Below are 16787 nucleotides of genomic sequence, written 5' to 3' on the forward strand. Positions count from 1 at the left end.
AGAAAACGGGGCGCCCTCGCTGGAGGACGCCCCGTTTTTATGTATTGGCAGGTTGGATCAGGTGATACCGGCAAAGAACCGGAATCGACGCTCGTCCACCTTGAATGGTCTGTTGTGCTTCACCGGGCTTCGGCCGTCCGCCCATCTGGGCGCACGTCCGTTCACCATGGAGCGCTCACTGTAGAAGTGGCGGGTCTCCAGGGAGAAGGGCCTCTCGACGGCTTCGCTCTTGCGGACATGGTCCGCAATGTTCAAAGCCGTCTTCCAGCCCGGCACCGCTGAATGCGGCGTCAGGCTCCCGTAGAAGCTTCGGGTTTTCTTTCCGGGCAGAAACGCGCTGAACTGGTACGGATCAAGAACTACACCCTGGTAGCTGGCCCGTCCCCGGTAGCGAGTCTCCACCCGATTTCGAATCACCCAGGCTACCAGCAGCTGCTCTTCGGGACGCTTGGTCTCGGAAAAGATGGCGCGGGCAAGCCAGAGCGTTTCGGAATCGATCTTCTCAGGCGGAAGAGGAGTCATGCGCCGGGGGCGCAGAAGAGCCTCTTCATATGGGTTCATGCGATCAATCTCCGTGCGGTTCTCCATCAACTCCGTAAAGTCAATGGGAGCCGGCGTGTGCTGATCGCGCTCACCCGAAAGCGCGAAGACGCCTGTAAAGCTCAGAAAGCAAGCAGCGTATAGTGCTACTGGCTTCTGGATCATGGCTTCTTGCGGTTGGTTTGACATACTAAGCGCCGATCTACCGCGACAGGGGCCACGGGGGATCGGGTCCGAAGGACGGAGTCCGTCAATCGGACGCCCCTCAACCCAAGGGTCAGGGACAGGTTTCGGCTGCCTACGGGGCGCAATAACATGTGTTACATGGAGTTACGGGCGGTCTCGTCGTATTCATCCGGCGTTCTCGCATCGTTCACTCCTGGTTCATTGCATGTTGGTCATTCCTCCCTACAAGGTTCGTGCCCGCTATACAAAGCGCTTCCGATAAATGAAGCAGAACCAGCAGTTTGTGCCGTCTCGCCAACGGGGTGATTCATGCTGAAAAGTGCTGTTATTGCAGCTGATTCCGGGATTCCAGGTGCTGAAGCCGCGTTTTCAGATTTTGGCGAGGTTCGGCTCCTTCATGCGTCGGAAATGCACGCTGACAGCCTGTCAGACACCGACATTCTGGTGGTCCGATCTGTCCGTGAAGTCGGAAAAGCGTTGCTGCAGGGCACCGGAATCAGGCTCGTTTGCAGCGCCACAGCGGGCCTGGACCACGTCGATCGCACCTGGCTGGACGAACACGGCATCGAATTCCGCCACGCCCCGGGGGCGAATGCCGATAGCGTAGCGGACTACGTCATGGCCGTGCTGCTGCGGTTCGCAGAGATGGACGGGATGCCGACCTCGATGGGTGTCGTAGGCTGTGGGCAGGTGGGCACGCGGGTGGCGCGCCGCGCCGAGGCACTGGGCCTGCTGGTCCTCAAGAACGATCCGCCGCGGGCTCGGCACGAAGGCGGTGATGGGTTCCATGCACTGGAGGAGCTCCTGGCGACGTGCGATGTGGTGACCCTGCACACCCCGCTGATCCGCAGCGGACCTGATACGACGCTCCGGTTGATCGATGCGCATCGTCTGGCCAGCTTTCGCGGTTGGCTCTTCAACACGTCCCGAGGTCCGGTGGTGGATGGCGGGGCGCTCTCCAAAGCGCTGCAGCGAGGAACTGGTCCTTCCCGGGTGGCGCTCGACGTCTGGGAGGCAGAGCCAGACCCCGACCCGACACTGATCGATCGCGTCGACGTGGCCACGCCCCACATCGCCGGTTACGCCGCCGAATCCAAGTGGAACGCGACCCGCATGGTGACTGTGGCCATCGCGGAATTCCTGGGGGCCCCGGTTCCGGAGCCGCACCCTGGACTCGTGCAGCCAGACGCGGTCAGCGGGAATGGAGAAACCCCCGCGAACATCGCCGAGCGCATCGTTCGCCTGAATCGGGACGACCGATTCCTCCGAGGGATGTCGTCGGGGGGCAGCACCTTTGAAGACTACCGTGCGAACTACCCGGGCAAGCGGTTGGGCTCATCCTGTGCCGTTTCAGGCGTGGATGCAGCGGTGGCAAGCACGTTGACTGCGGCGCTTGGATGCAGGGTTCAGTCCTGAGGCCCGGCGGCTCAGTCCCGATAGCCGTAGGATTTCAGGAAGGTGTCGGAGTTGCGCCAGTCGCCGCGCACCTTCACAAACAGTCTCAGGAACACGGGTCGCTCCAGGAAAGCTTCGATGTCCGCGCGAGCGGCGGTTCCGACAGCTTTCAGGGCCTGTCCGCCTTTGCCGATCAGGATGCCTTTCTGCGTATCGCGTTCAACCACGATCTCGGCGTCGATGACGTCTTTCTGGCCTTCTTCCTCCCGGTAGTCCACGATGTTTACCTGGGTGGCGTAGGGCACCTCCTGACGATATCGCTCAAAGATCTTCTCGCGAATGATCTCGGCCACGAAGAAGCGTTCCGGCTGCTCGCTGAGCATGTCCTCCGGGTACAGTGGCGGGCCGGGGGGCAGGTGTTCCAGGATCACCGACATGAGCGTGTCGACGTTGTCGCCCTTGAGCGCGGAGACCGGCACTACGTCGGCAAACTCACGGAGGGCGCCGTACGCTTCCACCAGGGGAAGGGCCTCTTCTTTGGCGATGCGGTCCATCTTGTTGAGGACCAGAATCACCGGTTTGCCTCCGGTGTACTCCAGGGAGAGGGTATCCGGGGTGTCGTAGGTGACGTCGGCAAGGAAGAGCACAACGTCCGCATCCCGAACGGCGCCCTCTACGGCCCGCATCATAGATGACTGCAGGCCATAGCTGGGTTTGATGACGCCCGGCGTGTCCAGCAGAATGAGCTGGTGTCCCGGCTCGGACACGATTCCCAGCACTCGCGTGCGCGTGGTCTGGGGCTTGCGCGTCACGATGGAAATTTTCTGGCCCACCAGACGGTTGACCAGCGTGCTCTTGCCGACGTTGGGCCGCCCGAGCAGTGCCGCGTAGCCGGTGCGATGCAGTTCCGTCATGCTTTCACCAGGCTTGCCATGTCCCGTACGGCCTGCTCCAGGCCGACGAACACGGAGCGGGCGACAATCGCAAAACCGATGGACACTTCGTCAAGGTGGGGCATCTCCATCCTGAAATCGCTGTAGTTCTCGTAATCGAGGCCGTGCCCGGCGTGCAGGGCCAGTCCCAGTTCGTGAGCCAGCTCGCCTGCCTCGGCGAGTCTCAGTAGCACATCCTGGCGGTCTGCCCCCCGCGAGGTGGCGTATTCCCCGGTGTGAAGTTCGACAGCGTTGGCGCCCACATCGGCGGCCGCACGAATCTGGTCCAGGTCAGGATCCACAAACAGCGCCACTTCAGGGATGCCGGCGTCAAGCAAACGGGGGATGACTTCTTCGAGACGCGTTCGGGTCCCCAGGACGTCCAGGCCGCCTTCGGTGGTAACCTCCTCTCTCCGTTCCGGTACCAGCGTCGCCAGGTCAGGCGCCGTGTCGCAGCAGATCGCAACGATTTCCTCGGCCGTCGAGAGCTCGAAATCCAGCTTGCTTCGCACGGTTTCCTTGAGCAGCCGAACGTCGCGGTCGGTGATGTGACGACGGTCTTCCCGGAGATGAAAAACGATCCCGTCGGCTCCACCCATCGCGCACAACACCGCCGCCTGGACGGGGTCCGGAAATCGCTCCCTGCGCGCGTTACGCAGTGTGGCGATGTGGTCAATGTTGATCAGCAGCCTGGTGGACATAAGCAACTACGGCAGGGGGAGCGTGTCTTTGAAGCGAGTGATACCCCCGCGAGTGAGCGGAGTTTTGAAGCGATTTTGAGTTTACGTGGCACACCTTTGTATTTAGAGGGGTGCCCGTATATTCTGATTTGATGCGGTAGGCAGTGATTCCTGCGGCCGCATTCGAGCTTCCCCTCGAGATCCCCTCTCTCTGGCCCACCACCTCACCCAACGACGCATAATGGCCGCCAGCAGCCAGGCCCTGAACAAGGCCATCCAGTTCATCCTCGCGATTGTCATCGTGGGTCTTGGATACTTCCTGTACGTCTCCATCACGGAGCCCTATGAGGCCGTCGAGCGTCAGCAGGAAATCACGCAGGACACACGCGGCCGAATGATCCAGGTCCGTACGGCCCTGACCAACTACCGGTCCGAGAACGGCCGCTACCCCTATTCGCTGGACTCCCTCCAGATGTACATCCGCCAGGACTCGATTTTGTCGGTCAAGGGGGACTCCGTCTTTGGTCCCGGCTTTGATGTGGACTCGTTGATCTTCTCGCCACGCACCGGAAATGCGTTCGAGTATGCCATCAACGACACCTCTCAGGTCCTCATCTACCTGCTCAAGGATCCCGATACCAACGACCAGATTGGCTCGCTCATTCCGGACGTGACGCTGCTGAACGCGGCAAACTGGGAGTAAGCACCCCGTTCCGGGGCACGCCCCGCTTATGGCCGCACCTACAAGCGCCGGCATAGCGTTTTACGACCGATCGCTTCGATACGCGGAGGTTCAGGAGACGGAGCGCGGCTTCAGGTTGCTCAGACTCGGGCAGTGCGATTTCGACTTCGATCTGAATCGCACGCTGTCTGATCACGGCGCCGATCAGGAGCGGGACATCATTTCTGAGGCCCTGGTGGAGGCATTGGGCACTTCCGAGTCGCGCAGGCTGCGCGCCGCCCTCCATCCGCCGCTCTGCCGATCCTTTTTCTCAGCCCATGACGGGGCGGATCCGGTATCTGCGGTGAGCTTCGAGGCCGGCCTGTTGGGCTTTGCGGCCGACAATTCCGGCGGCGGAATAGGTGCAGATGCGGCAGCGAGAGGTGAAGACAGCGAGTTGCTTCATGTGACGGCCATTCGTCCTGTCGTGCTGGAGCACCTCGGGGCCACGGTGGCCAACCTGAAGGCGGAGGACGCGCAGGCCGTCTCGGCACTCAGAGCATCCGCGGAAGTGGTACGGTTGGGCGGCGTCAACCTCGCCGGTGGCGTTTGTGTCGTCGCGCTCGGCTACTTCGACAATCTCTTCGAACTCGCCATTCTGGACGAATCCGGGTGGCGTTTTGCCACGCACGCGCGTGGATTGCCGACACCCGAAGACTCCATACACCACATCAGAGAGGCCCTCTCGCTCATGGGCTGGTCTGCCGATCACGTGGCTCGGGCTCTGGTCTTTGGCACCTTGCGCGTGCCGCCGGCCGTGGAGGCCCTGTTCCAGGGGCGGGTTCAGATCATGAATCCGCTGGCCCTGCTTGAGTTGGATCCGGACAGCCTCGACCCGGAATACTCGTCGGCCGAATTCGTGCCTTCCGTCGGGGCGGCGCTGCTCTGAGCATGCGCATTATCGCCGGCTCGTTGCGGCGCAGAACCATTCGGGTGCCTCAGGGCGCCGAGGTTCGACCGACCACCGATCGTGTGCGTGAGGCCATGTTCAACTGGTTGGCGGCTCGGCTGGATTTTGAGGGTGCGCAGGTCTTGGACCTGTTTGCCGGAAGCGGGGCGATCGGTCTGGAAGCCGTCAGTCGCGGAGCGGCGTCCTGTACGTTTGTAGAACAGAACCGCAAGGTGGCCGAGACCATCCGGGAGAACGCGACGGCGCTCGGCGTTGTGGACAGATGCCGGATTCACACTGCGGACGCCCTGGCGTGGTGTCGACGATCGAACGACTCGTTCGACCTGATCGCGGCCGATCCGCCGTATGTGTACGACGACCAGCAGGAGCTGCTTGAAACCGCAGCAGAGCTGCTATCACCGGGCGGGATTCTGATGCTGGAGCACGGGAGGCGCTCCCCGGAGGTGCCGGCTGATCAACTGCTTGACCGGCGCACCTACGGAAGCACGGTTGTCACGTACCTTGCAGCCCCATCGCCCGCATCCTGAGGACGCAATGAGCAGCACTGAGGGCCGCCTGGGGTTGTACCCCGGATCCTTTGATCCCTTTACCTACGGCCACCTGGACATCGTTGACCGGGCAAGCCGGCTGTTCGACCGAATCGAGGTGACGGTGGCCATCAATTCCAGCAAGAAGCCGCTGCTCAGTGTGGATCAGCGATGCCGGCTGATCGAGGAATGCGTGACCGGCTACGCCAACGTCACCGTGGCACCCTTCGAGGGGCTGCTGGTGGATTATGCCCGGCAGCGCGATGCGGCGGCGCTGATCCGAGGGCTTCGTCAGGTCAGCGACTTCGACTTCGAGTTTCGCATGGCATTTGCGAACAGGCGCCTGCACGAAGGGTTGGAGACCGTCTTCCTGATGACCTCCGAGGAGCACGCACTGATAGCGGCCTCGGTGGTCCGGGAGATTCATCACTGGGGCGGAGACATTTCCAGTTTCGTTCCGGACCCGGTGTTGCGTGCACTCACCAACCCACCCGCTTCCCGAGCCTGATGCCCGTGGCGTCCTTTAACGATCGTGTTTCGGCCATGCAGCCGTCGGCCACGCTGGCCATGACGGCGCGTGCCAACCAGAAGAAATCCCAGGGGCACCCGGTGATCGGCCTCAGTGCCGGAGAGCCGGACTTTGACACCCCGGCGTTCATAGCCGAGGCTGCCGAACGGGCGATTCGGGAGGGGTTCACCCACTACACCAACAACAAGGGGTTGCCTGCCCTGCGCGAAGCCATCCGTGACAAGCTCGCGCAGCAGAACGGCATTCACGTGGGTGCAGACGATATCGTCTGTTCGAACGGGGCCAAGCAGTCCGTTGCCATGGCGATCAGCGTGCTCTGCGGGCCCGGCGATGAGGTACTGATCCCCGCCCCGTACTGGGTCAGCTACCCGGAAATGGCCCGGTTTGCCGGCGCGACTCCGGTCTCGGTTTCGACCACGGTCGACTCCGGGTACCGGCTCACCGCGGAGCAGCTCGAGGAGGCGATCACGCCCCGGACCAAGCTGCTGATCCTGTGTTCGCCCTCGAACCCGACAGGGGGCACCTACACGCCCGAGCAGATGGACGCGCTGGCAGCGGTTCTGCGCCGCCACCCGCAGGTATGGGTGCTCTCGGACGAGATCTACGAGCATATCCGCTACGAGGTGCCTCACGTGTCCATCGGGTCACTGGAAGGCATGGCCGATCGCACGGTGACGGTAAACGGATTCTCGAAGGCGTACGCCATGACCGGCTGGCGGCTGGGCTATCTGGCAGCGATCCCGGAGGTTGCAGCGGCGGTCAGCAAACTGCAGTCGCAGCTCACATCTGCACCCAGCAGTATTTCCCAAAAGGCAGGGCTGGCGGCCCTCGAGATGCCGCACTCGGTGGTGCAGGAGATGGTGGCGGCGTTCCAGGCCCGCCGCGACTATGTGCTCGCGCGGCTGGCTGCCCTGGACGGAGTGCAATGCCCACGGCCGGACGGCGCCTTCTACGTGTTTCCGAGTGTCAAGGCCTGCTACGGTCGCAAGGCGGGTGACGGCACGGTCGTCGATTCTGCCGAAACGCTCTGCTTCCATCTCCTGGATGCCCACAATCTGGCGTTGGTGCCCGGTCACGCCTTCGGAGACCCGGACGGATTGCGCATTTCGTATGCCGCTTCTATGGCCAATCTGGAGGAAGCCATGGATCGCTTCGAGACCGCGCTGGGGGCGCTGCACTAGGTGGATCGAGGGGCTCCCGAAAGCGGGGCGGACGTACCGGGGCAGTCCAGCGGGGGATGGCCGGTCCCGCCATCGCCCGAATACCGTGATCGATACGGACTGCACATCGTGCTCTTTCTGGCGACCCTTGCGTCCACGGTGTGGGCTGGCGGCTATATGGTGGGACGGTTCGACCACTATGCCGAAATGGATCGATGGATCACGTTGTGGGGCAGCAACAGGATCAACATCGACTTCCTGCTGGACGGACTGAGGTTTGGGGGCTCGCTGCTTCTGTTCCTGACGGTGCACGAATTCGGGCACTACCTGGCGGCGCGCGTACATCGGGTGCGCACATCGCTGCCGTACTACATCCCGTTTCCGTTCAACGGCATCGGAACGTTCGGTGCCGTGATCCGCATTCGGGATCAGGTGCCCAGCCTGCGCAAATTGTTTGACATCGGGGCTGCGGGACCGCTGGCGGGTTTTGTGGTCGCGCTGCTGGTGCTGGTGTATGGGCTGGCCACCCTCCCGGAACCCGACTATGTGCTGGGCCTGGAAGGGCATGAGAGCCTGAAGGCGCACGTGGAGGAGACCGGCCGGCTTCCGCACGGCATCCCCGAGACGCCGGACGACGGCACGATGCTGCTGGTCGTCGGGCAAACCCCGCTGTACTGGGTCATGACGCGTTTTGTGGAGAACGTGCCGCCGATGCATGAGATGTACCACTACCCATTTCTCTTCGCCGGCTGGCTCGGGTTGTTTTTCACGGCCCTGAACCTGTTGCCTGTCGGCCAATTGGATGGGGGCCACATTCTGTATGCGCTCGCCGGCCCGAAATGGCATGGCAGGCTTGCCCGGGGGTTCGTGCTGCTCCTGCTGGCCAGTGGCGCGCTGGGCTACGTGGATGCGATGGCCGATATCCGCGCGCAGTCCATGCTGAAGGAGGTCGGCACCTGGCTGGGGCTGGCACTCATTCTGTTTGTTTACCTGGCCCGCATGTTCGGCAGCGACGTGCGGAGGGTGGCGCCGTGGCTCTTGGCCATGGTTCTCTTCTCGGCGGTGGGTGCGGCGGTTGGGGAATCGATGCTTCGGTTCGGATACACGGGCTGGCTGGTTTGGTGTGCCTTGATCGTATTTCTCATCCGCGTGGATCATCCGCCTGTGCTGGTTCACGAACCCCTGACACGCGCACGCCGATGGGCCGCATGGCTCTCCGTCGTGATCTTCCTGCTCTGCTTCTCACTCAAGCCGCTGTACATCCTGTAGGCGCCGGCGTGCGGGCCGTTCACCAGATTTGCGTGTAGCCCGTGAAACCCCACGGCCTTCTCCGCCTATATGCCGCGCACGAGCCCTGCCCGTCATCACGAATCCACGGCCTGCCCCCGACTTTCGATACCGCACTGCATTCAATCGGACCGAATGACCGGTAAACGAAAGCTCCTGCTGCCCCTGCTGCTGCTCGCGGCGGGTTGCGATACGGCCCCCGGCCTTGACGATCCGGGTGCCCTGCCCCCGGAGATCACCGACCTCACGTTCTCGCCGACGGTCGTCCAGATTGACACGCTGCCGTCATCGGCCCGTCAGGGGGACGATGTGGTGGTCACCCTCGATATCGCCGCAGTCGTCACCGATCCGGACGACGACATTGCCGAGGTTGGCTTCGTGCTGCGTTTCCCGGTTGGCTCAGACGAACCCGTAGCTGCAGGACTACTGACCGGCGCTGCAGGAAATACATGGACTGCCCAGCCGGAAGTGCGTCTTCCTGTGGCATTGACGGGCGACTATGTGTTGGTCCTGTACGCCTCTGATTCGCGCGGCGTGCTCAGCAATGAAGCGCGAGGCACGCTTCAGCTGGCAGGGGGACTTGAGCCACCGGTGATTACCGAAATTGATATGCCGGACCGTGTGCAGCGGCCCGCAGCCGGGGGAGCTCCCGTACCGATTCCGCTGGTCGCCGTGGTTGAGGACCCGGACGGCCTGGCCAACATCGCCCGCGTGGAAGTGCGGTTTGACGGCGGCTCGCCGTTGCTGCTTTGCGACGACGGTGGGCAGGGTGCGTGCAATCCTGGATTCGGAAGTGGAGATGCCACAGCGGGAGACGGACGCTTTACGCTCACCATTCAGATCAACGAGAACAACTCGCCCGGGGAGCGCACGCTGACCTTTGTCGCGACGGACCGCTCCGGTTTGATGAGTGAACCAGTAACCCGGGTACTGACCATTGAATAGGCTGCTGACACTTCTGGCGTGTGCGGGTCTGGTGGCCGGTGCGCACGCGCAGGATGCGGGACTTGTGGAAAGTGAGTTCGGCATTCTGGCCAACTCGGTGGCCAACCTGCATGCCGAAGGCGACTCGTTGTGGATCGGGCCGTTTCTCAATCTGACCACCGACGGTGGGGGGCGCTGGCTGCGTGCCGAGGCGGATTCGGTAGGCCGCGGAGCCAATCGCGTGTTCAGCCTGGATGTAGAAGGCGATGTGCTCTGGGTCGGCCTCGGCCGGAGCGATCGCTCGAGTGGCGAGTCTGTGCAGACGGCGGCGGGTTTCCTGGTCTCGACCGACGGTGGGCGCTCGTTTGAATATCGCTTCCCGCAGCTGGATGACCCTGAAGACGAGACCATCGAGTACGGCGTCAACACGCTGAGTGCGCTGCCGGTGATCGTGCCACAGCAGAGCCCGCCGTTCGACATCGACTACCATCCCGCCACCGGCGACGTCTGGGTGGCGGGCTGGGCCAGTGGCATTCGCCGGTCCAGCGACGGTGGCCTGAACTGGGATCGCGTGGTGCTGCCTCCGGATGATTTCGACTACGTGCACCCCGACTCCAGCTACTCCTTCCGCGTAGAACCCCAGCGAGGGGGTACCGGGGAACTGAACCACATGGGTTTCGCGGTTCTGGTGGACGAGAGCGGCTTTGTGTGGGCCGGCACGCCGGCAGGGTTGAACCGCTCCGTGGACGGCGGCCTGTCGTGGCAGCGATTCTCCCACGACGGCACACCGGATTCGATGCCCGCCAACTGGGTGATTTCCATTGAGGAGCAGCCGCTGCCCGGCCGGAATCCCGTGTGGGTGGCCACCTGGAACTCGGGTGGCGGCGGCACCGCGCAGTTTGGCGCGGCCGTCACGCGCGACGGCGGCGAGACCTTCGAACCCACCCTGCAGGGAGAGAAGGTCTACGACTTCGCATTTCGCGGCGAGGTGGTGTATGCAGCGACGGACGCCGGGCTGTACACTTCCGACGACTTCGGAAAGACCTGGATCAACCAGCGCAGCTTCCGGGATGCGGCCCGGCCAGAACGATTTATCCGGCCGGGATCGTCGGTGTTCTCGGTGGCCACCACCTCAGATGCCCTCTGGGTAGGCACGGGCGATGGGCTTCTCAGGAGTCGCAACGGTGGCCAGACATGGAGCGTGATCCGTGCGGACATCCCGACCAACCCGGCCTCACCCACGGATGAGGTCCCGGCGGTGGACGCCTACGCGTACCCAAATCCGTTCTCTCCGGCCATCGACCGATTCATCCGGTTCAAGTACGATCTGCCGTCCACCGGCACCGTGCGCATCCGGGTGATGGACTACGGCATGGGTCTGGTCCGGGAGTGGACCGACGATCGTGTCGCCGGTCCAGGCGAGTCGGTCTGGGATGGTCGCGACGCACGCGGAATCCGGTTGGCTAACGGGCCCTATTTCTATACGATTACCGGCAGCGGGGGCTTCAGCGCCTCCGGAAAAATCCTGGTGGTCGAATGAGGGGTGCGATTCTTCTTCTGCTGGCCTTCCTGGCCGCGGCGCCGGTTCAGGCTCAGTCTGTTGCCGGATACAGTCGCATGGGCTTTGGCGCGCGCGGGGTCGGCATGGGCAATGCCCTCGCAGCCGACTCGACGGCATCGCCCTTCTACAATCCGGCGCTGGCACCCTTCGCCGAGCAGCAGAGCCTGACGGCCTCGGTTGGCATGCTCAGCATGGATCGCGACCTGCAGTTTGTGCAGCTGGCCTCGCCGCTTCAGCGAGCCGGCATCGCGATCGGTCTGACGCACGCCGTGGTGAGTGGCATTGACGGACGCAACAACGACGGCTACCACACCACCACGTACGAAACCAGCGATTTTGCGGGTTTTCTGGCGTTTGGACTGCGTTTCTCCAGCCGGGTCACTGCCGGGATCGGTCTGCAGCTGTTCCGGTCAGATCTGATCGATGGACTGGGTGCGGTAAACACGGTAGGTCTGGATTTCGGCGTCACCGCGAGGGTCACGGATGACCTTCGGCTCGCGTTTGTGGCGGATGATCTGCTGGCGCGGTTCACGTGGGATTCCTCCGGTCTATACAGCTCCGGCGGCAAGTCGACCACGGACAACTTCCCGCGCAGGCTGCGGTTGGCCGCGGCTCACGCCTTCATGGACGGGCAATTGCTTGCCGTGGCCGAGCTCGAATCACGGTTCACCACCGTCGAGACGCTCACCACCTCCGTGCGGCTGCTCGGTGACTCGCCGGTCCAGACGACCACGGCGGAGGAGCTGACCCTGCGGCAGGATCTCGTGCGTGCGGGGGTGCGCTATGCGGCCATGGAATACCTGGACGTCTTCGCCGGGCTCGACCGCACGGCAGGCGGCGCGGGCGGGGCATTCCGACCGGCGCTCGGCTTCAGCCTGACCCAACCGGTCGGTTCGCTGACCTCGCAGCTCGGGTATACGTTCGCGGCTGAACCGTACGGCATGGGCAGCGCCCACTATCTTTCGCTGCGACTCTACCTAGACTGACCATGCGCCGTCTGCTCCCCCTGGTACTTCTGCTCGCTGCGCTTCCCGCTCGGGGACAGTCCAGTGGACTCGCGTTTCTGGAGATCGGACCGGATGCAGCCGGCATGGCCCTGGGCGATGCGGGCGTGGCCCTCGCAACGGGGCCCTTCGTGGTGGAGCGCAATCCGGCCGGCCTGGCTGCAGAATCCGGCTCGGCGCTGGGCCTGACCCACCACCAGTGGATCGCGGACGTCAGCACCTACGGGGTGGCAGGCCGGTTCGATGCCGGTGGTCTTGGCTCGATGGGCCTGTTTGTAAGGGCCACGGGCACCACCGACCTGGAGTCCCGGCAGCGTCCGGGCCCCCGAGACGGCACGTTTGACGTGCAGTTTGTAAGCGCCGGAGCGGCACTTGCGCGAAACCTGGGGCCGGTGCGACTCGGCATTACGGGGCGCTACCTTTCAGAACGCATTTTCAGCGCCAGTGCTACCGGGTATGCAGCAGATTTCGGCGTGCAGCTGCCACTGGTGCGCGAGTCGGTGACGCTTGGTGCGGCGCTACTCAACGTCGGCTCGATGGAAGAGCTGGTAGACAGACCCACCGAGTTGCCGACGACGGTGCGGGTGGGCGCAGCCGTTGCACCCTTCCGCGTGCTGTCATTTGAAGACGGTGCCACACTGATCGATGCCGTCCTTACGGTTGAGTTCAGTCAAAACACGGTGACTGAGCAGAGTCGCCTGCACGTCGGCGCCGCGACCACGGTCCTGGAAACCGTGCAGGTGCGGCTGGGCTATGTCAGCAACGATGCGCTCCGTGACTTCTCCGCGGGCCTCGGATTTGAAGCCGGGGGGATTCGACTGGACTACGCCCTGCTGCCGTTTGAGGCGGGTTTTGGCGGCCCCGGTCACGTGTTCTCGCTGGTCTACGGGGGCTCGAAGTAGACGCCGGCTGCCCGGGAGGGCCATCGGCAGCGGACTCCTAGCCGCCTGAGAGCAGCTGACCCAGCGCGTCGAAGCCGACTCCGCGAACGCCGGTGCGAACCCGCATTGCACACCAGAAATCCAGGATCATCATCTGCGCCGCGTGGATGGGCACCGCAATCCAGAAGCTGCGGCAGCGCCAGACCAGCGCTCCCAGGGCTACGGCGCCTATGATGGACAGGAAGGCCTCAGCAAACGGTTTGGTGAAGTGCAGGACCGCGAACGGAAGGGCCTGCACAATGATGGCATGCACACCAAACGTGTGGCGGGTGCCGAACAGCACGTAACCCCGCCAGAGGTACTCCCAGCCTACCCAGTAGAGCAGGAAGAAGGCCTCGTAGATCAGGAATATCGTCCAGTCCCGTGCGGCCGGGGCGTGGTGTGGGTACTGGGCAAGAAACCCATCGCCCGCAGAGAGGAACCAGGTACCCACGACGACCAGGGGCAGATAGGCGGCCATGATGCCGAGGCCAAGCTTCCAGTCTCCCAGGCCAAGACCAACCTCGGAAGCCCGTCGTTTGAATACGCCGAGCAGTATCGCGACGGGGATGACGAAGCCCAGAATGCCCTGCATGCCGAACCACCAGGCCCACGGAAGGAGTTCGCGCAAGGGCGTTTCGAAAGCATCGGCGAAGTGCTCCCGGAAGATGTCCCGGTCCCCGAACTTGATCTGGACAATGACCAGGAGGGCGGCTGAGAGCAGCACCGTCGTGGTCTGCACATCCAGCCGGCCGGCGGCCCGACGGGCACGTTCGAACTCCCGTCTCAGCACGACCGCCTACAGGTGCTGCTCGGCGTGGTAGGAGGAGCGCACGAGCGGGCCGCTCTCCACATGTTCGATGCCTTTGGCCTCACCGATTTCCTTGTACCGGCGGAAGACGTCGGGGTGGATGAACTCCTCGACGGGCAGGTGCATGCGGGTGGGCTGCAGGTACTGGCCGATGGTCATGACGTCCACGCCGACTTCCACGAAGTCATCCATGAGTGTCAGGACTTCTTCCTCGGTCTCACCGAGGCCGACCATAATGCCGCTCTTGGTGCGCAGACCCTGCTCCTTGGAGATGCGTAACACGTCCAGCGAGCGCTGGTAGACCGCCTGTGGGCGCACGCGCTTGTAGAGCCGGGGCACGGTCTCCACATTGTGGTTCATGATCTCCGGGCGCGCATCGATAACCTGCTGCAAGGCGTCCCAAATCCCCCGGAAGTCGGGAATCAGGACTTCCACCGTGCAACCCGGGACCTGCTCGCGGATCAGGCGGATCGTCTCCGAAAAGATCGGTGCACCGCCGTCCTGGCGCTCATCGCGATTCACGCTGGTGATGACTGCGTGCTGAATGCCCATGATGCGCACCGCCTCGGCGACACGTCTTGGCTCGTCCCAGTCCAGTCCCTCGTCCGGCCTTCCCGTCATCACGGCACAGAAGCCGCAGCTTCGGGTGCAGACGTTGCCCAGAATCATGAACGTCGCCGTGCCGGCCGTCCAGCATTCGCCCATGTTGGGACAGCGCGCGCTCTGACACACGGTGTGCAGATTGAAGTCGTCCACGAGGTCGACGATCTGCTTGTACTTGTCGCCGTAGGGAAGCTTCACGCGCAGCCAGTCCGGCCGTTTGCCCCGCTCATTGAGCACGGGAGCGGGCTGGACGACGGGCAGTTCGATGACCGCATCGTCCACCGGCTGGCTGACCGACTTCAGCTTGACTTGTCCTGGTAGAAGGGGCGTACGGATGGCTTTCGGCTCCGTTCGTGGGCAGGGAGCGGCAAACCCGGGGCAGTCCGCAATTGATCCCCCGGCCGTCCGGGCCAGAGGTGAAGAATCCCGGCAGGCACGGGGCCTAGGCACGCTGGAACAGGAGTCTGAGTGGCCGATGGGCAGGTCGCGTTGATGCGGCGATGAAGAATCCGGAAGCGCATCCAGCCTGCGCCCGGATCGGCGTAACTTCCGTGCTGTCCGGGCGTTCAGGCCCGGTTCTCCCCCCAACCCCTGCACGCAATCGACAGAGTATGGAAGCGGTTTCAAGAGACCAGGTGACCCCGGATCGGGTAGCAGACATTTTCATGGCCCACACCAACGCTCGCGGCATGATGCCCATGGTGCTGGACATGGAGGAGAGTCGCGGCGTCAAGCTGGTCGACAGTGCCTCCGGGCGCACGTACCTGGATCTCTTTGGCTTCTACGCCTCGAGCGCCATCGGCATGAACCACCCCAAGATGGAGTCCGACAAGGATTTCCTGGAGCGGCTTCACCTCGCGGCGCTGAACAAGATCACGAACAGCGACATCCGCACCACGCTGATGGCGCGGTTCCTGGACACGTTTGCCCGGGTCGGCATTCCCGAGCATCTGCCGCACTCGTTTTACGTCGCGGGCGGGGCGCTGGCGGTCGAAAACGCGCTCAAGGCAGCCTTCGACTGGAAAGTGCGCAAGAACTTCCGCAAGGGATACCGGCGCGAGGTCGGCCATCAGGTCATGCACTTTGACCAGGCCTTCCATGGCCGCAGTGGCTACACGCTGTCTCTGACCAACACGTCGGACCCGCGGAAGACCATGTACTTCCCCAAGTTCGACTGGCCACGGGTGAGCAACCCCAAAATGGTGTTTCCCGTGGAGGATCACCTGGCCGACATCGAGGAGCGGGAGCAGGTGGCCCTCAATCAGGCGAAGCATTTCTTCCACGCGCGGAAGGACGACATCGCTGCGGTGATCATCGAGCCCATTCAGGGCGAAGGCGGTGACAACCACTTCCGGCGGGAATTCCTGCAGGCCCTCAAGGATCTGTGTCTGGAGAACGAGTGCCTGCTCGTGTTTGACGAGGTACAGACGGGCGTCGGTGCGACCGGCGAGTTCTGGGCGCATGAGGCCATCGGTGTCGAGCCTGACATCATCTCGTTCGGCAAGAAGACGCAGGTGTGTGGCATCCTGGCAGGCCGCCGCATCGAAGAGGTGGACGAGAACGTGTTCACCGTGGGCAGCCGGATCAACTCCACCTGGGGCGGCAATCTTGTAGACATGGTGCGCTTTGACCGGGTGCTGGAGATCATCGAGGAGGATGATCTGCTGGCCCACACGCGCGATACAGGTGCCTACCTGATGGACCAGCTGCACAGCATGCAGACGGATCTGGACTCGGTGAGCAATGTGCGTGGACGCGGGCTCTTCTGCGCGCTCGATCTGCCGTCGCGGGAGTTTCGCGATCGCCTGCTTCAGCGAGCCTACGATGAGGGGGTAATCATTCTCGGTTGCGGCGTCAAGTCCGTGCGATTCCGCACGCCACTCACCGTTACGAGGGAGGAGCTGGACATGGGCGTCGAGGTGCTTCGCCACGGTATCCAGACCATCGAAAAGGAATACAGCCCGTATCGGGGTCAGTCCAGCTTGCGGGAGGCTCTCACCAGCGACGGCTAGATCGGCTCGAACGCGACCGTACAAAAAAAAGGGGCCCCGCCGTCGGCGGGGCCCCTTTTTACTTGGTTGCGGACCAGGTCCGCGG

17 protein-coding genes are annotated in these 16787 nt (G+C 63.3%); 12 read left to right on the forward strand and 5 right to left on the reverse strand.

All coding sequences use genetic code 11. From position 1 onward, the window contains the following. Positions 1-57 precede the first annotated feature (57 nt). Positions 58-705, reverse strand: coding sequence for a cell wall hydrolase (locus JJ896_12105; GenBank protein MBO6780387.1), 648 nt, complete (start codon positions 703-705; stop codon positions 58-60). A gap of 330 nt (positions 706-1035) precedes the next feature. Here JJ896_12105 and JJ896_12110 point away from each other — a divergent pair, with 330 nt between their 5' ends. Beyond that, a complete protein-coding gene (locus tag JJ896_12110) occupies positions 1036-2142 on the forward strand; it encodes a 4-phosphoerythronate dehydrogenase (GenBank protein MBO6780388.1) in 1107 nt (368 codons plus the stop codon). 11 nt (positions 2143-2153) lie between these two features. Here JJ896_12110 and era read toward each other — a convergent pair whose 3' ends face one another. Next, on the reverse strand, positions 2154-3035 hold the full coding sequence (era, locus tag JJ896_12115) for a GTPase Era (GenBank protein MBO6780389.1): 882 nt from the start codon (positions 3033-3035) through the stop codon (positions 2154-2156). Then, entirely contained in the window at positions 3032-3754 is a 723-nt protein-coding gene (locus JJ896_12120) for a pyridoxine 5'-phosphate synthase (GenBank protein ID MBO6780390.1), read from the reverse strand. The genes era and JJ896_12120 overlap by 4 nt, the downstream gene beginning before the upstream one ends. Positions 3755-3974: 220 nt before the next feature. Between JJ896_12120 and JJ896_12125 the strand changes: the two genes are divergently transcribed. The 10 genes from JJ896_12125 (at position 3975) to JJ896_12170 (ending at position 13258) form a co-directional block, all read left to right on the forward strand. Further along, positions 3975-4436 carry a hypothetical protein gene (locus JJ896_12125; protein ID MBO6780391.1) on the forward strand — a complete coding sequence of 154 codons (462 nt, stop codon included), beginning with the start codon at positions 3975-3977 and terminating at the stop codon, positions 4434-4436. Positions 4437-4464: 28 nt separating this feature from the next. Next, positions 4465-5343 carry a hypothetical protein gene (locus JJ896_12130; protein ID MBO6780392.1) on the forward strand — a complete coding sequence of 293 codons (879 nt, stop codon included), beginning with the start codon at positions 4465-4467 and terminating at the stop codon, positions 5341-5343. Positions 5344-5345: 2 nt separating this feature from the next. Beyond that, on the forward strand, positions 5346-5891 hold the full coding sequence (gene rsmD, locus JJ896_12135) for a 16S rRNA (guanine(966)-N(2))-methyltransferase RsmD (protein ID MBO6780393.1): 546 nt from the start codon (positions 5346-5348) through the stop codon (positions 5889-5891). A gap of 7 nt (positions 5892-5898) precedes the next feature. After that, a complete protein-coding gene (coaD, locus tag JJ896_12140; protein ID MBO6780394.1) occupies positions 5899-6399 on the forward strand; it encodes a pantetheine-phosphate adenylyltransferase in 501 nt (166 codons plus the stop codon). Next, positions 6399-7601: a pyridoxal phosphate-dependent aminotransferase gene (locus tag JJ896_12145; protein ID MBO6780395.1), complete on the forward strand. Its 1203-nt coding sequence runs from the start codon at positions 6399-6401 to the stop codon at positions 7599-7601. The genes coaD and JJ896_12145 overlap by 1 nt, the downstream gene beginning before the upstream one ends. Next, complete coding sequence (locus JJ896_12150) at positions 7602-8849, forward strand: site-2 protease family protein (GenBank protein MBO6780396.1); 1248 nt, start codon at positions 7602-7604, stop codon at positions 8847-8849. 153 nt (positions 8850-9002) lie between these two features. Beyond that, positions 9003-9812: a hypothetical protein gene (locus tag JJ896_12155; GenBank protein MBO6780397.1), complete on the forward strand. Its 810-nt coding sequence runs from the start codon at positions 9003-9005 to the stop codon at positions 9810-9812. Then, positions 9805-11331, forward strand: coding sequence for a hypothetical protein (locus JJ896_12160; protein MBO6780398.1), 1527 nt, complete (start codon positions 9805-9807; stop codon positions 11329-11331). Before JJ896_12155 ends, JJ896_12160 begins: the two co-directional genes overlap by 8 nt. Next, complete coding sequence (locus JJ896_12165) at positions 11328-12338, forward strand: hypothetical protein (GenBank protein MBO6780399.1); 1011 nt, start codon at positions 11328-11330, stop codon at positions 12336-12338. The genes JJ896_12160 and JJ896_12165 overlap by 4 nt, the downstream gene beginning before the upstream one ends. A 2-nt stretch (positions 12339-12340) precedes the next feature. Further along, positions 12341-13258: a PorV/PorQ family protein gene (locus JJ896_12170; protein ID MBO6780400.1), complete on the forward strand. Its 918-nt coding sequence runs from the start codon at positions 12341-12343 to the stop codon at positions 13256-13258. 37 nt (positions 13259-13295) lie between these two features. On the opposite strand, the gene JJ896_12175 is transcribed toward JJ896_12170, so the two are convergent. Continuing rightward, the gene (locus JJ896_12175; GenBank protein ID MBO6780401.1) at positions 13296-14069 is read right to left on the reverse strand and encodes a CPBP family intramembrane metalloprotease; all 774 of its coding nucleotides are present in this window, start codon (positions 14067-14069) and stop codon (positions 13296-13298) included. Between the two features lie 6 nt (positions 14070-14075). After that, the gene (gene lipA, locus JJ896_12180) at positions 14076-14972 is read right to left on the reverse strand and encodes a lipoyl synthase (GenBank protein ID MBO6780402.1); all 897 of its coding nucleotides are present in this window, start codon (positions 14970-14972) and stop codon (positions 14076-14078) included. Positions 14973-15301: 329 nt separating this feature from the next. On the opposite strand from lipA, the gene JJ896_12185 reads away from it, so the two are divergent. Then, positions 15302-16702: an L-lysine 6-transaminase gene (locus tag JJ896_12185; protein MBO6780403.1), complete on the forward strand. Its 1401-nt coding sequence runs from the start codon at positions 15302-15304 to the stop codon at positions 16700-16702. Positions 16703-16787: the final 85 nt, after the last annotated feature.

The organism is Rhodothermales bacterium (genome assembly GCA_017643395.1).
Lineage (GTDB): Bacteria > Bacteroidota > Rhodothermia > Rhodothermales > UBA10348 > JABDJZ01.

Coding starts and splice junctions, on each gene's coding strand:
- JJ896_12185 (MBO6780403.1), top strand. CDS start 15,302: ATGGAAGCGGTTTCAAGAGACCAGGTGACCCCGGATCGGGTAGCAGAC.
- era (MBO6780389.1), bottom strand. CDS start 3,035: ATGACGGAACTGCATCGCACCGGCTACGCGGCACTGCTCGGGCGGCCC.
- JJ896_12130 (MBO6780392.1), top strand. CDS start 4,465: ATGGCCGCACCTACAAGCGCCGGCATAGCGTTTTACGACCGATCGCTT.
- JJ896_12120 (MBO6780390.1), bottom strand. CDS start 3,754: ATGTCCACCAGGCTGCTGATCAACATTGACCACATCGCCACACTGCGT.
- JJ896_12170 (MBO6780400.1), top strand. CDS start 12,341: ATGCGCCGTCTGCTCCCCCTGGTACTTCTGCTCGCTGCGCTTCCCGCT.
- coaD (MBO6780394.1), top strand. CDS start 5,899: ATGAGCAGCACTGAGGGCCGCCTGGGGTTGTACCCCGGATCCTTTGAT.
- JJ896_12105 (MBO6780387.1), bottom strand. CDS start 705: ATGATCCAGAAGCCAGTAGCACTATACGCTGCTTGCTTTCTGAGCTTT.
- JJ896_12165 (MBO6780399.1), top strand. CDS start 11,328: ATGAGGGGTGCGATTCTTCTTCTGCTGGCCTTCCTGGCCGCGGCGCCG.
- JJ896_12110 (MBO6780388.1), top strand. CDS start 1,036: ATGCTGAAAAGTGCTGTTATTGCAGCTGATTCCGGGATTCCAGGTGCT.
- rsmD (MBO6780393.1), top strand. CDS start 5,346: ATGCGCATTATCGCCGGCTCGTTGCGGCGCAGAACCATTCGGGTGCCT.
- JJ896_12125 (MBO6780391.1), top strand. CDS start 3,975: ATGGCCGCCAGCAGCCAGGCCCTGAACAAGGCCATCCAGTTCATCCTC.
- JJ896_12145 (MBO6780395.1), top strand. CDS start 6,399: ATGCCCGTGGCGTCCTTTAACGATCGTGTTTCGGCCATGCAGCCGTCG.
- JJ896_12155 (MBO6780397.1), top strand. CDS start 9,003: ATGACCGGTAAACGAAAGCTCCTGCTGCCCCTGCTGCTGCTCGCGGCG.